Origin of the sequence: Streptomyces europaeiscabiei (genome assembly GCF_001550375.1) — a bacterium.
In the GTDB taxonomy this organism is placed as follows: Bacteria; Actinomycetota; Actinomycetes; order Streptomycetales; family Streptomycetaceae; genus Streptomyces; species Streptomyces europaeiscabiei.
On record NZ_LRTR01000617.1, the window covers coordinates 17422 to 31298 of the forward strand.

Annotated in this window: 14 protein-coding genes; 8 read left to right on the forward strand and 6 right to left on the reverse strand. The window is 70.7% G+C overall.

Features of this window, described 5'->3' with window-relative positions:
* Positions 1 to 203 precede the first annotated feature (203 nt).
* Positions 204 to 1946: a lysine--tRNA ligase gene (gene lysS / locus AWZ10_RS29950; RefSeq protein ID WP_046710120.1), complete on the forward strand. Its 1743-nt coding sequence runs from the start codon at positions 204 to 206 to the stop codon at positions 1944 to 1946.
* Between the two features lie 73 nt (positions 1947 to 2019).
* On the opposite strand, the gene AWZ10_RS29955 is transcribed toward lysS, so the two are convergent.
* The 3 genes from AWZ10_RS29955 to AWZ10_RS29965 all read right to left on the reverse strand — a co-directional run bounded on the left by AWZ10_RS29955 (position 2020) and on the right by AWZ10_RS29965 (position 5493).
* The gene (locus tag AWZ10_RS29955) at positions 2020 to 3408 is read right to left on the reverse strand and encodes a DUF2637 domain-containing protein (RefSeq protein ID WP_060892515.1); all 1389 of its coding nucleotides are present in this window, start codon (positions 3406 to 3408) and stop codon (positions 2020 to 2022) included.
* A gap of 160 nt (positions 3409 to 3568) precedes the next feature.
* Positions 3569 to 4528, reverse strand: coding sequence for a hypothetical protein (locus tag AWZ10_RS29960; RefSeq protein WP_046709285.1), 960 nt, complete (start codon positions 4526 to 4528; stop codon positions 3569 to 3571).
* 113 nt (positions 4529 to 4641) lie between these two features.
* The gene (locus AWZ10_RS29965) at positions 4642 to 5493 is read right to left on the reverse strand and encodes a hypothetical protein (RefSeq protein WP_060892516.1); all 852 of its coding nucleotides are present in this window, start codon (positions 5491 to 5493) and stop codon (positions 4642 to 4644) included.
* A gap of 205 nt (positions 5494 to 5698) precedes the next feature.
* Between AWZ10_RS29965 and AWZ10_RS29970 the strand changes: the two genes are divergently transcribed.
* Positions 5699 to 6892: an RtcB family protein gene (locus AWZ10_RS29970; protein WP_060892517.1), complete on the forward strand. Its 1194-nt coding sequence runs from the start codon at positions 5699 to 5701 to the stop codon at positions 6890 to 6892.
* A 202-nt stretch (positions 6893 to 7094) separates the two neighbouring features.
* A complete protein-coding gene (locus AWZ10_RS29975; protein ID WP_060892518.1) occupies positions 7095 to 7430 on the forward strand; it encodes a YnfA family protein in 336 nt (111 codons plus the stop codon).
* Between the two features lie 38 nt (positions 7431 to 7468).
* On the opposite strand, the gene AWZ10_RS29980 is transcribed toward AWZ10_RS29975, so the two are convergent.
* Positions 7469 to 7912 carry an ester cyclase gene (locus tag AWZ10_RS29980; protein ID WP_046708805.1) on the reverse strand — a complete coding sequence of 148 codons (444 nt, stop codon included), beginning with the start codon at positions 7910 to 7912 and terminating at the stop codon, positions 7469 to 7471.
* Between the two features lie 146 nt (positions 7913 to 8058).
* Between AWZ10_RS29980 and AWZ10_RS29985 the strand changes: the two genes are divergently transcribed.
* Together AWZ10_RS29985 and AWZ10_RS29990 are read left to right on the forward strand one after the other, a co-directional pair.
* Complete coding sequence (locus AWZ10_RS29985; protein WP_037688810.1) at positions 8059 to 8835, forward strand: SDR family NAD(P)-dependent oxidoreductase; 777 nt, start codon at positions 8059 to 8061, stop codon at positions 8833 to 8835.
* Positions 8836 to 8924: 89 nt separating this feature from the next.
* Entirely contained in the window at positions 8925 to 9131 is a 207-nt protein-coding gene (locus AWZ10_RS29990) for a hypothetical protein (protein WP_060892524.1), read from the forward strand.
* Here AWZ10_RS29990 and AWZ10_RS29995 read toward each other — a convergent pair.
* Positions 9115 to 9963, reverse strand: coding sequence for a helix-turn-helix transcriptional regulator (locus AWZ10_RS29995; RefSeq protein WP_060892519.1), 849 nt, complete (start codon positions 9961 to 9963; stop codon positions 9115 to 9117). The genes AWZ10_RS29990 and AWZ10_RS29995 overlap by 17 nt on opposite strands.
* A 107-nt stretch (positions 9964 to 10070) precedes the next feature.
* Between AWZ10_RS29995 and AWZ10_RS30000 the strand changes: the two genes are divergently transcribed.
* Positions 10071 to 11159: an LLM class flavin-dependent oxidoreductase gene (locus AWZ10_RS30000; RefSeq protein WP_173531549.1), complete on the forward strand. Its 1089-nt coding sequence runs from the start codon at positions 10071 to 10073 to the stop codon at positions 11157 to 11159.
* Positions 11156 to 11779 (forward strand): FMN reductase, encoded by a 624-nt coding sequence (locus tag AWZ10_RS30005; RefSeq protein ID WP_060892520.1) that lies wholly within the window; start codon positions 11156 to 11158, stop codon positions 11777 to 11779. Before AWZ10_RS30000 ends, AWZ10_RS30005 begins: the two co-directional genes overlap by 4 nt.
* Before the next feature lie 24 nt (positions 11780 to 11803).
* Here AWZ10_RS30005 and AWZ10_RS30010 read toward each other — a convergent pair whose 3' ends face one another.
* Positions 11804 to 13108 carry a glycosyltransferase family 4 protein gene (locus AWZ10_RS30010; RefSeq protein ID WP_060892521.1) on the reverse strand — a complete coding sequence of 435 codons (1305 nt, stop codon included), beginning with the start codon at positions 13106 to 13108 and terminating at the stop codon, positions 11804 to 11806.
* Positions 13109 to 13437: 329 nt separating this feature from the next.
* Between AWZ10_RS30010 and AWZ10_RS30015 the strand changes: the two genes are divergently transcribed.
* Positions 13438 to 13877 (forward strand): response regulator transcription factor (locus tag AWZ10_RS30015; RefSeq protein ID WP_244172592.1); only part of this gene is annotated, 440 nt, incomplete at its 3' end.

The following is a 13877-nucleotide window of genomic DNA, read 5'->3' on the forward strand; positions in this document are numbered from 1 at the left end:
CCCGCAGCCCCTGAAGAGCAGGGGCTGCGCCCCGTGTTTCTCAGGCCCGCGGCCCCTCGTCTTCAGACCTGCAGCCGCCGACGCAGCCGCACCGCCGAGTTATTGGGCGCCCGGTTCGACCCGCGGAGTGAAAGGCTGGGAGAATAGGGCCGTCGGCCGGGGAACGTACCGGGCGGCCATGGAACCTTCAGGAAAAAGAGGACGTGCCGATCGTGGCTCAGAGCACCGAGACCACCGACTGGGTCTCCCGTTTCGCGGATGAGGTCATCGAGGAGTCGGAGCGTCGGGCCCCGGGCAAACCGGTCGTCGTCGCGTCCGGGCTCTCCCCGTCCGGCCCGATCCACCTCGGCAACCTCCGCGAGGTCATGACCCCGCACCTCGTCGCCGACGAGATCCGCCGCCGCGGGCGCGAGGTCCGGCACCTGATCTCCTGGGACGACTACGACCGCTTCCGCAAGGTCCCGAACGGCGTCGACGGAGTCGACGGCTCCTGGGCCGAGCACATCGGCAAGCCGCTCACCTCCGTGCCCGCCCCCCAGGGCTCCGCCCATCCCCACTGGGCCGAGCACTTCAAGGCGGCGATGACCGGCGCGCTCGCCGAGATGGGCGTCGAGTTCGACGGGATCAGCCAGACCGCGCAGTACACGTCCGGCGTGTACCGCGAGCAGATCCTGCACGCGATGAAGCACCGCGGGGACATCGACGCGATCCTCGACCAGTACCGCACCAAGAAGGGTCCGGCGAAGAAGCAGTCGCAGAAGCCGGTGGACGAGGCCGAGCTGGAGGCCGCGGAGGGCTCCGGCGCCGCCGCTGAGGACGACGGCAGTTCCGGCACCGCCGGGTACTTCCCGTACAAGCCCTACTGCGGGCAGTGCGGCAAGGACCTCACCGCCGTCAGCGCCTACGACGACGACACCACCGAGCTGACCTACACCTGCACCGCCTGCGGCTTCTCCGAGACCGTCGCGCTGAACGAGTTCAACCGCGGCAAGCTCGTCTGGAAGGTCGACTGGCCGATGCGGTGGGCGTACGAGGGCGTCGTCTTCGAGCCGAGCGGGGTCGACCACTCGTCTCCGGGCTCCTCCTTCCAGGTCGGCGGGCAGATCGTCGGGATCTTCGGCGGCGAGCAGCCCATCGGGCCGATGTACGCCTTCGTCGGTATCTCCGGCATGGCCAAGATGTCGTCGTCCAAGGGCGGCGTGCCGACGCCCGCCGACGCGCTGAAGATCATGGAGCCGCAGCTCCTGCGCTGGCTCTACGCCCGCCGCCGGCCCAACCAGTCGTTCAAGATCGCCTTCGACCAGGAGATCCAGCGGCTCTACGACGAGTGGGACAAGCTCGACGCCAAGGTCGTGGACGGGTCGGCCCTGCCGGCCGACGTGGCCGCCCACTCGCGCGCGGTGCGGACCGCCGCCGGTGAGCTGCCCCGCACCCCCCGCCCGATGTCGTACCGGACCCTCGCGTCCGTCGCCGACATCACCGCGGGCGCCGAGGTCCAGACCCTGCGCATCCTCAGCGAACTCGACCCCACCGACCCGCTGTCCGCCCTCGACGAGGTCCGGCCGCGGCTCGACAAGGCCGAGGCGTGGATCAACACGCAGGTCCCCGCCGAGCAGCGGACCATCGTGCGCGAGGAGGCCGACGCCGAACTGCTGAAGTCGCTCGACGAGTCGTCCCGGCAGTCGCTGCGGCTGCTCCTGGACGGCCTCGCCGAGCACTGGTCGCTCGACGGGCTCACGCATCTCGTCTACGGCGTGCCCAAGGTGCAGGCCGGGTTCTCGGCGGACGCCACGCCGAAGGAGCTGCCGGCGGAGATCAAGACCGCCCAACGGTCGTTCTTCGCGCTGCTGTACCACCTGCTCGTGGGCCGTGACACCGGCCCGCGACTGCCCACGCTGCTGCTCGCGGTGGGACAGGAGCGGGTACGGGTCCTGCTCGGGGAGTAGGCCGACGCGTGCGACGACGAGGGGGCGCCCGGTGAACACCGGGCGCCCCCTCGTCGTACATGCGCGGGTCACGTCACGCGATGTGGTCGTCCTCCAGCTCCGCCGCGTGGCGGTTCTGGAAGCGCAGCACCATGCGCTTCGCCTCGGCGTCCAGGACGGAGACGCCGTAGGTCATCTCGATGTTGTCGCCGAACTCGCGGGGCGTCGGGTAGCCGCTGCCGGGGACTATCGACTGCTTGAAGACCTGGTAGTACGACTCCTCGTCCGGGGCGGCGGGTTCGGGCGTGCCGCCGCCTTCACCCAGCTCACGGGTGCGGCCCGGACCGGCCGGGATGGGGAAACTGCCGGTCTCCTCCGAGGAGGTTTCCTTGGCCTGGGGCTCGGGAGCCTCGAACTGTTGCTGCCGGTAGCGAGGGTCCCTCGGGTCCGGCTCGAACTGCTGGTACTGCTGGTACTGCTCCGGGTCCTGCTCCTCGTACCACTCCTCGTACTGTTCCTCGGGATTGAACGAGGGGTCGTAGCCGCCCTGGTAGGGGACCTCCAGGGGGTGGCGGGCGTGGAGCCAGGGGCTTTCGTCCGGGGCGGGGGCCTCGGCCCGCGGGGCCTGCTCCCGGTACTCGGCGTGTTCCGGCTGCTGCTGGGTGGGGGTGGTGCTCTCCAACTGGGGGCGCTGCTCGCCGGGAGGTGCCGCTGCGCCCACCCGTGCCGCCCCGGCGGCACGAATGCCCACGGCCACGTCGGCGGCAGGGAGGGCAGGGCCCGCGGCCGGGGCGATCTCCACCGGCGGCAGCACCGCCGGCTCTATGCCCGCCGCAGCCAGGCCCGCCGGGGCCGTCTCCGCCAGCGGGACGCCGTAACGGGCCAGCCTCAGCGGCATCAGGGACTCCACCGGGGCCTTGCGGCGCCAGGCCCGGCCGAAGCGGGAGCGGAGGCGGGCCTGGTAGACGAGACGTTCCTGCTCCAGCTTGATGACCTGCTCGTAGGAGCGGAGCTCCCAGAGCTTCATGCGGCGCCAGAGGAGGAACGTGGGCACGGGCGAGAGGACCCAGCGGGTGAGGCGGACGCCCTCCATGTGCTTGTCGGCGGTGATGTCGGCGATACGGCCGACCGCGTGCCGGGCCGCCTCGACCGAGACGACGAACAGGATCGGGATCACCGAGTGCATGCCGACGCCCAGCGGGTCCGGCCAGGCCGCCGCGCCGTTGAACGCGATCGTCGCCGCCGTCAGCAGCCACGCCGTCTGACGCAGCAGCGGGAAGGGGATGCGGATCCAGGTGAGGAGGAGGTCCAGGGCCAGCAGGACACAGATACCCGCGTCGATGCCGATCGGGAAGACGTAGCTGAAGTTCCCGAAGCCCTTCTGGAGGGCCAGCTCGCGGACCGCCGCGTAGGAACCCGCGAAGCCGATCCCGGCGATGATGACGGCGCCGAACACGACCACGCCGATGAGAACGCGGTGCATTCGAGTCAGCTGCATTGGCGCGGCCACCCGTACTCCCCTCCACTTGCGTGTTGTTGCGCGCAACAGAGTGGCACATGTGTATGGCGAACGGGTTGCCGGAGGGCGCGGAGCCCGGCCCCCGAGGGGACCGGGCTCCGGTGGACCACCAGGTGAAGGGAGGCTACGACTTGGTCTTCCGGCTGCCTGACTTGGAGGAGCCCGAGTCCGAATCGGTATCCGAGCCGCTGTCCGAGTCGTTGCTCACATCCGCGCCCGAACCGCCCGACGACGACTTCGTCGGCTTCTTCGACGGCGTCTTGGAGGCGCTCTTCGACGGGGACGCCGACACGTCCGTACCGTCGTTCGCGTCCGCGATCGCCTCCACGGCCTCCTCGGCGGCGGACTTCGCGGACTTCAGCAGCGCGGCCGCGTCCGGCGTCTTCTCGCCGGCCAGACCGGCCCCGTTGTAGTCGACCGTGATGACCACGTTCGCCGTGCGCACCACGATCGTCTGCTGCTTGAAGGTGTCCCCGTCCTTCTTCAGGTCGTACTTGACCACCGTCGCCTGGTCGCCCGTGCCGGTCAGCGGCTCCGTCTTGACGTTCTTCGCCCCGTCCACGGCCTTCGCCGCGGTCACCTTCGACTCGTACGCCTTGGCCGCGCGGTCCTCACCGGGGCCGTTCGCCTCGTCCGAGGCCAGCAGGTGCAGCGACACGCTCAGCCAGCGGTACTGGGAGCCGTCCACGCCGTTGTTGTCGAGGCTGATCCAGCGGCAGTCGCCGGTCACGTTCTCCTCGGCCTTGTTGATCGCCTTGGCGGACTTCACGCCCTCCGGCACCACCGACTTCAGCGTCTTGTCGGCGAACACCTCGCACGCGTCCGGCAGCGACGCGTACTTCGCCTCGACCACCTCCGGCGTGGGGCTCTCCTGCGCGGCTTCGTTCAGCCCCGCGGGTGTCTCGTCACCGGAGGAGCTGTCGGAGCCGGAGTCCGACGAACAGCCGACCGCCAGCAGCATCACCGGCACGACCGCGGCGCCCACGAGAACCCGGGCCCGGCCCGGACGCCCGACGCGCGCCACCCGTGGCGAACGCGTGCGGCGCGGCGACTGATGCTGCTCTGACTCTGCGGCTCGTTGCATGGTTCCTTCACAATCGGATCGGGTCTCCGAGAGGCCACCGTACGCGGTGATGAAGAAGTGCGGTCCTGAATCAGGGGGTTGACGCGGACGCCCGAACCCTCCCCGGGCGCCCCTCAGTCGTCGAACGCGTCGGCCAGCCGCTCCGCCAGATTCCGGGCCCTGTCCTGCAATTCCTCACTGTCCGGAACCACTGTCGTGGTCGCCGGCTGCTCCTCGTACTCCACCGTCACGATCACGTTCGACGTGCGGAAGACCACAGTCACCGTCCGCTGCTTGCTCGTCCCGAGCGCGTCGTCGAGGAACGCCTCGTCGCCGAGACCGTCGAGTGTGCGGGGCAGGAGGGAGGCGGGGGTTCCGGACGCGGAGGGGCTGGAGGAGGAGGCGGAGGGCGATGCCGAGCGGGAGGCGGAGGCCGAGGGGCTCGCCGACGGCTCGGCGGTGCTCGCTCCCGTCTGCGCCGGCTCGTCGCTCTCCTCGTCCGTCCCCTCGCTCTCCTCCTCGGAGTCGGTCGGCGTCGGCTCCGGGAGGTCGGCCGCCTCGACCTTGCCGCCGTACACCTCCTGCGCCTTGCTGTCGTCGCTGACCGCGTTGTCCCACGACACGACACGCTCGAAGTCGACGAACACGTAGTGGGTGGCGTCCGCGGACTCCACCTTCCAGCGGCAGCCGGCCTTGGCGTCCGTGTCGTACGTCTGCGTCGCCTCGCCCTCGTACGCCTGCTCGCGCTGGGCCGCGCCGGGGAGTTGCCTGATGCCGGGGAGGAGGGTGTCGAGGGTGTCGTGGTCGATCGCGCCGCAGGGTTCGGGGAGCGTGTCGTAGCGGCCGGGCTGGGCGACGGTGGCCGACGCGGTGGCCTCGCCCGGGCGTGGGTCGTCCTGCGAACTGCTGTCGTCGGATCCCGTGCACGCGGCCAGCAGTGCCGCGAGGAGCACGGCGACGCCGGGTACGTACGCCTTCCGCTGCACGGTGGGGCTCCTCTCGACGGGGTCCCTCGGGACGCCTGCGCAGTCCTGCCTGTGGTTATTCACTTGCCGCCCGGGGGTGACCCCCGGGCACCATGTGTATCGCACGCACTGCCGTGGACGCCGGTCCGGCATCCCTTTTCATGGGCCTTGGCGCTGGTTTTGCGTTCTGAGACTTTGATCAGTTTTTCGGGGGAATGAGGGCGTTATGTCGTACGTCGAGATACCGGGCGCGAAGGTACCCATCCGCATGTGGACCGATCCCGCGTCGGTCGAGGAGGGTGCCCTGCAGCAGCTCCGCAACGTGGCGACCCTCCCCTGGATCAAGGGCCTGGCCGTCATGCCGGACGTCCACTACGGCAAGGGTGCGACGGTCGGGTCCGTCATCGCGATGCGGGGGGCCGTCTGTCCCGCGGCGGTGGGCGTCGACATCGGCTGTGGAATGTCCGCGGTCAAGACGTCCCTGACGGCCAATGACCTGCCCGGCGATCTGTCCCGGCTGCGGTCGAAGATCGAGCAGGCGATCCCGGTGGGGCGGGGGATGCATGACGACCCCGTCGATCCGGGGCAGCTGCACGGGTTCGCCGCCGGGGGGTGGGACGGGTTCTGGGGGCGGTTCGACGGGGTGGCGGATGCGGTCAAGTTCCGTCATGACCGGGCGGAGAAGCAGATGGGAACGCTCGGCGGAGGAAACCATTTTGTCGAAGTCTGCACTGATTCGACTGGTTCTGTCTGGCTGATGCTGCACTCCGGCTCCCGGAACATCGGCAAGGAGCTGGCGGAGCATCACATCGGCATCGCCCAGAAGCTCCCGCACAACCAGGGTCTGGTCGACTGCGACCTCGCCGTATTCGTCGCGGACACCCCGCAGATGGCGGCGTACCGCAACGATCTGTTCTGGGCGCAGGAGTACGCGAAGTACAACCGCACGATCATGATGGCGCTCCTCAAGGACGTCGTCCGCAGGGAGTTCAAGAAGGCGAAGCCGACCTTCGAGGCGGAGATCAGCGCGCACCACAACTACGTGGCCGAGGAGCGCTACGACGGCATGGACCTCCTGGTGACCCGTAAGGGCGCGATCCGCGCGGGGTCCGGCGAGTACGGGATCATCCCGGGCTCGATGGGCACGGGGTCGTACATCGTGAAGGGCCTCGGCAACGAGAAGGCGTTCAACTCGGCTTCGCACGGCGCCGGTCGGCGGATGAGCCGGACGGCGGCGAAGCGGCGCTTCTCGACGAAGGACCTGGAGGAGCAGACGCGGGGCGTGGAGTGCCGCAAGGACTCCGGCGTCGTGGACGAGATCCCGGGCGCCTACAAGCCGATCGAGCAGGTCATCGACCAGCAGCGGGACCTGGTGCAGGTGGTGGCGAAGCTGAAGCAGGTCGTGTGCGTGAAGGGCTGACTCGCGGACTCGCGGACTCGCGGACTCGCGGCGACACGGGGCCTCGGTCGTGCAGATCGAGGCTCCGTGTTTTTTACGCGCTACCGCTGTGCGGCTGGGCTCTCCGGCGCAGTCGTATGCCGACAAGTGAAGGACCGCATGCGGTGAAGCGGGGGCGCCCGGCAAGAACCCCCGCCCGGAGCGCCGTGCGAAGCTCAGGGGCATGGTCATCGCCCGGTCCGTCGCCCTGTTCGTGCTCGCCGCGCTGTTCGAGATCGGTGGGGCCTGGCTGGTGTGGCAGGGGGTGCGGGAGCACCGGGGGTGGGTGTGGATCGGGGCCGGGGTGGTGGCGCTGGGGGCGTACGGGTTCGTGGCGACCTTCCAGCCGGACGCGCACTTCGGGCGGATCCTCGCCGCGTACGGCGGGATCTTCGTCGCCGGGTCGATCGCCTGGGGGATGGCCGCGGACGGCTACCGGCCCGACCGCTGGGACGTGTCGGGCGCGCTGATCTGTCTCGCGGGCATGGCGGTGATCATGTATGCGCCGCGCGGCGGGTGACGCGGTGGGTGTCGCTGTGACAGTCGGCGGCTGCCGCTCTACGACGGCTGGGCCAGGTCCTCCGGCAGCAGGCCGAGCTGGTTCAGGAAGTCCAGCTGGTCGAAGTAGAGCCGGTAGCTGGTGATCTGCCCGTCCCGGACGGTGGCGAAGTCCACGCCGCGCATCCTGATGTCCTTCTGGGTCGCGGGGACGGACGTACCGTCGGGGAAGGCCATCGGGCCGGTGTTCCTGCCGCTGAAGATTCCCTCGTCGATGGCGGTGTCGCCGACCTCGAACGAGGCGAGCGACTCGTAGGTGGCCTCGGGCACGGCGTCCGTCATCTGGCGCCAGTACTCGGCTATGTCGTCCCGCCCGTGGATCTCTCCGCCGTCGGGGGTGTGGGCCACCGCGTCCTCCGCGAAGAGGTTCGCGACGGTCTTGGGGTCCTGGTGTGTGGTGAGCGCCTCGGTGAGCTGGTCCATCAGCTCGCGCGCCTGTCCCATGATCCACCTCCTGCACAGGGGATCACCCGTCTCATTGTCTCACCGCCCGCCTATCCTGGCCGGGCGGGAACCGTTCGACCGCCGGTCGGTTCCCTGCCCGGTCCCGGCCGGTCCCGTTCGATTCCGTACCGCCCCAGGAGCAGCTCATGGCCACCGCCGCACCGTCCGCCGCCTCCCGCATCGCCGTCGTCACGGGTGCGAGCAGCGGGATCGGCGCCGCCACGGCCCGGCAGCTCGCCGCGGCGGGGTATCGCGTCGTGCTGACCGCGCGCCGCAAGGACCGTATCGAGGCGCTGGCCGAGGAGATCAACGACGGCGGCGGGCAGGCCACCGCGTACCCCCTGGACGTCACGGACCGCGCGGCGGTCGACGAGTTCGCGACCGCGTTCAAGAAGATCGGTGTGCTGGTCAACAACGCGGGCGGCGCGCTGGGCGCCGACCCGGTCGCGACCGGCGATCCGGCCGACTGGCGCACGATGTACGAGACGAACGTCATCGGCACGCTCCACATCACCCAGGCCCTGCTGCCCGCGCTGACCGCGAGCGGTGACGGCACGGTGGTCGTGGTGTCGTCGACGGCCGGGCACGGGACGTACGAGGGCGGCGCGGGTTATGTCGCCGCCAAGCACGGCACGCACGTCCTCGCCGAGACGCTGCGGCTGGAGATCGTCGGCACGCCGGTCCGGGTCATCGAGATCGCGCCCGGCATGGTGAAGACGGACGAGTTCGCCCTGACCCGCTTCGGCGGCGACGCGGAGAAGGCGGCGCGCGTCTACGACGGGGTCGCCGAGCCCCTGACCGCCGACGACGTCGCCGACACGATCACCTGGGCGGTCACCCGGCCCAGCCACGTCAACGTCGACCTCCTCGTCCTGCGCCCCCGCGCCCAGGCCTCCAACACCAAGGTCCATCGGGAGCTGTGATGGCGCCCGAGGACGGCCCGGAGCCCGAAGCCGGCCTGACGCCCGAGAGCCGCCCGGCGCCCGAGGACGGCCCGGAGCCCGAAGCCGGCCTGACGCCCGAGAGCCGCCCGGCGCCCGAGGACGCCCCGGAGCCCGAAGCCGGCCCGGAGCCCGAAGCCGGCCTGACGCCCGAGAAGCGGCGCCTCGCCGAGGAGAAGAAGAACGAGCGGTACGTGTGGTGGTTCCTCGCGTACTTCCTGTTCGGTATCCACATCGTGGCGTTCGTGATGATCTACGCGGTCACGCACGCGAAGTAGACGACGACGGGACCGGCACCGACGCCGACACCGCTTCCGTGTACGCCGTCGGCGGCACCCCCACCGTCGCCGTGAAGTCGCGGACGAGGTGGGCCTGGTCCGCGTAGCCCAGGTCGGCGGCGAGGGCGGCCCAGTCGACGGCCCGTGCGGTCTCGGCGCGCTCCAGGGCTTCGTGGATGCGGTAGCGGAGGATGACCCACTTGGGGCCGACGCCCACATACGCGGAGAACAGGCGCTGCAGGAGTCGTACGGACACGCCCTCGGCGCGGGCGAAGTCGGTGACGCGGCGGATCGTGCGGTCGGTGCGGATGCGGTCGACGAGGGCCATGGCGAGGTCCGCGTGGGGGTCGGGGGCGGGGGCGAGCCCCGTCAGGAACGCGTCGAGGGCGGCGACGCGGGCGTCCTCGTCGTCGGGGGCGAGGATCGCGGCCGGGTCGATGTCGGTTTCGGAGAACGCCTCGGGCTGTCGTACGCGGCGGCCGGTCCAGTGGGTCGCGGGGTGGGACGGGGCGAAGGGGCGGAAGCCGCCGGGGCGGAACTGGATGCCGCAGACCCGGCCCCTGCCCTCCAGTTTCTGGGTGAAGAGGCCGAGACCGATGCCGGAGATCTCGGCGAAGGGCTCCTGTCCCTCGTACCGCTGGAGGACGACGTTCACCGACGGGTGCGGGACGACCTGGGAGACGTACGGCTCGGGCAGGTCCCAGTCGATCAGCCAGTAGTGCTCCAGATACGGGCGCAGTGGCTCGGCGGGTTCGCGGCGGCGGAAGCGGACCCGGGCGAAGAGCTCCGGGGCGTCCACGATGCCTCGGGTGTCACGGCGTGGGGCGGCCATGAGGAGATCGTAGGGACGGCCACTGACAACGGGGGGAATAGGGGGGACGGGGCCCTCGTTCACGGGTATAGTTGAATCGTAAACAACCTGGGAGGGTGGCAGCGATGATGCAGTTCGGGATCTTCAGTGTCGGAGACGTGACGCCGGACCCCACCACGGGCCGGACGCCGACCGAGCGCGAGCGCATCAAGGCGATGGTCGCGATCGCGCTGAAGGCGGAGGAGGTCGGGCTCGACGTCTTCGCCACCGGTGAGCACCACAACCCGCCGTTCGTGCCGTCGTCGCCCACGACGATGCTCGGCTATGTCGCCGCGCGCACGGAGAAGCTGATCCTCTCCACCTCCACCACCCTCATCACCACCAACGACCCGGTGAAGATCGCCGAGGACTTCGCGATGCTCCAGCACCTGGCCGACGGGCGGGTGGACCTGATGATGGGGCGCGGCAACACCGGGCCCGTCTACCCGTGGTTCGGGCAGGACATCCGGCAGGGCATCAACCTCGCCGTCGAGAACTACGCGCTGCTGCACCGCCTGTGGCGCGAGGACGTCGTGAACTGGGAGGGCAAGTTCCGCTCGCCGCTCCAGGGGTTCACCTCCACGCCCCGCCCGCTGGACGACGTACCGCCGTTCGTCTGGCACGGCTCCATCCGCTCGCCCGAGATCGCCGAGCAGGCCGCGTACTACGGGGACGGCTTCTTCCACAACAACATCTTCTGGCCGGCCGACCACACCAAGCGGATGGTCGAGCTGTACCGGCAGCGGTACGCGCACTACGGGCACGGCACGCCCGAGCAGGCGATCGTGGGGCTCGGCGGGCACGTGTTCATGCGGAAGAACTCGCAGGACGCGGTGCGGGAGTTCCGGCCGTACTTCGACGTCGCTCCGGTGTACGGCAACGGGCCGTCCCTGGAGGACTTCACCGACCAGACGCCGCTGACCGTCGGGTCGCCGCAGCAGGTGATCGAGAAGACGCTGGCGTTCCGGGAGTACGCCGGTGACTACCAGCGGCAGCTGTTCCTCCTGGACCACGCGGGGCTGCCCCTGAAGACCGTCCTGGAACAGCTCGACCTGCTCGGCGAGGAGGTCGTGCCGGTGCTGCGCGAGGAGTTCGCGAAGGGGCGGCCGGCGGAGGTGCCGGACGCGCCCACACACGGGTCGCTGCTGGCCGCGGAGAAGAAGGAGAGCGTCGCGTGAATGCCGCAGGAGGGCGTCGTACGAAGCTGGTCGTCGTCTCGGCGGGGTTGAGTGTGCCGTCGTCCACGCGGTTGCTGGGGGACCGGCTGGCCGCGGCGGTGGTCGGGCACGACGCCGCGGTGGAGGTTCAGGTCGTCGAACTGCGTGACCTGGCCGTGGAGATCGCGCACAACCTCACCAACGGGTTCCCGGGCCGCAAGCTCGCCGCCGCGTCGGACGCGGTGGCGGGGGCCGACGGGCTGGTCGTGGTGACGCCGGTGTTCTCGGCGTCGTACAGCGGGCTGTTCAAGTCCTTCTTCGACGTGCTCGATCGGGACGCGCTCGCCGGGAAGCCGGTACTGATCGCCGCAACCGGGGGATCGGCACGGCATTCGCTGGTGCTGGAGCACGCGATGCGGCCGCTGTTCGCGTATCTGCGGGCCGTGGTGGTGCCCACGGGTGTCTATGCCGCGTCCGAGGACTGGGGCGCGGAGGGGCTGGCCGGGCGGATCGAGCGGGCGGCGTCGGAGCTGGCCGGGTTGATGGCTGGGCTGTCCCGGAGGGCGGATGCCGCGCCGGTCGAGCCCGAGGGGTTCGTCGTCGTTCCCTTCGCGGAGCGGTTGGCTGCGTTGAAGGGCTGAGTCCGCCGTCGGGGGCGGAGCGCTTCAGGCCGCGGGGTGTTCGTGGTTGCTCGCGCCCGCGCGGCGGAGCCGCACCGGTGACAGCCCCGCGTCCCTGAGAAGAGCCGGGGCCGCCCTCTTCCCCGCGCGCACCCGGCGCCGCAGCCAGGCCCTCGCCCTCGTCGATCCCCGTTCCCAGGTCCGCTGGAGCCTCGTCTCCCGCAGCTCGGCGAACAACTGCTCGTACCTGGTGACGATCGGGGCCGCGTCGTAGCGGTGGGCGCTCGCCAGGGCGGCCCGGCCCATGGCGCGGCGCAGGTCCGGGTCGGCGGTGAGGTCGAGGATGGCTTCGGCGAGGGCGTGGGGGTCGTCGACGGGGACGAGGCGGCCGTCGGTGCCGTCGGTGATGATCTCGGCGGGGCCGAGCGGGCAGTCGGTGCTGACGACCGGCACGCCGCAGCGCATGGCCTCGACCAGGGTCATGCCGAAGGACTCGGCGTCCGAGGCGCTGACGACGATCGAGGCGCGCGCGAACTCCTCCTCGATGGGGGTGTGCGGGCCCATCAGATGGGCCTGGTCGGCGAGGCGGAGATCCTGGATGAGGGTTTCCAGCCGGTCCTTCTGTTTGCCGCCGCCGTAGATGCGCAGCTGCCAGTCCGGTTCCTTCGCGGCGACCGTCGCGAACGCCTCCAGGAGGAGGTCGAAGCGTTTGCCGCGGGCGAGGCGGCCGGCGGCCGCGATGACGGGCGCCGTACCGTCCGACGGGGCGACCCCGGACGCCGGGACGATGTTGGGCACCGGCATCACCCGTACGCCCGGCAGTTTCATCCGTGCGCGGTACACCGCCGCGTCCGCCGCCGTGGTCGTGACGACCGCGTCCAGGGCGCGGTAGTGGCGGGCGAGGACCTTGCGGAGCTGCTTGGTGTGGGCGTCGTGGCGCAGGTGCTCCTGGCCGATGCGCAGGGCGCGGCGCGGGGCGAAGCGGGAGACGTAGACGTTGATGCCGGGGCGGGTGCCGATGACGACGTCCGCGCCGCAGCGGGCCAGGTGGGCGCGGACCCGGAGGTCGGTGAGGCGGCTGTACTGGCGGTGCCGCTTGTCCTGGGCCGGGAAGTCCACGGCGGGCTGCACCTGCGCCGGATCGCGCAGGTCGGGGCTGTACGGGCGGATGTCCACCAGGGGGACGAGCGTGATCCTCGGGTCGACCGTGAAGCGCGGTTCGTCCAGGTGGCGGGCCATCGAGACGATCTCCACGTCGTGGTGGTCCGCGAGCGCCGACGCCAGGTTCAGCGTCGTACGGACGGTGCCGCCGATGGCGTAGGCGTTGTGCAGCAGGAACACGATCTTCATGCGGCGGCTCAAGGTCCTGCCTTCCCGACGGGGTGAGCGGTGCGGTGACACGGTGATGCAGTTGTGCGGCGCGGACACGGACGACGCGGGTGGCGTGCGGTTGTCCGGTGATGCGGGCTCTGATGATGGTTTGGCTGGTTCGGCTGTTTCGGACCCTTTGTACTCCATCTGCTCGCTCTGCCCGGGTTCCCGTGCGGGCGGGTGTCACACGGACACGCTGCTCCGGAGTGGTAAACCCGACGCGCGGGCGGGGTGAGAGGCCGGTAAGAAGGGCGGCCCTGCCCTCCTGACGAGGTGGTGGGCGCCCGTGACCTTGGCAGACTGGTGGGGTGCCCCAGAACGTGCTGCTCGCCGAGGACGACCGCGCCATCCGCCATGCCCTGGAACGCGCGCTGACCCTGGAGGGGTACGAGGTCACGGCGGTCGCCGACGGCGTCGAGGCGCTCGCCCAGGCCCACCGCAACCCGCCCGACGTGCTCGTGCTCGACGTGATGATGCCCGGCATAGACGGCCTCCAGGTCTGCCGGGTGCTGCGGGCGGAGGGCGACCGGACGCCGATCCTGATGCTCACCGCGCTCGTGGAGACCGCCGACCGGATCGCCGGCCTCGATGCCGGCGCGGACGACTACGTCGTCAAACCGTTCGACGTGGAGGAGGTGTTCGCACGGTTGCGCGCGCTGCTGCGGCGGACGGGCAACCCGGACGGTTTCGCGAGGCCCCTCCCGCCGTCGGCCGGTGCGACGGCCTCCGCCGCCGGGGTCTCGGCCTC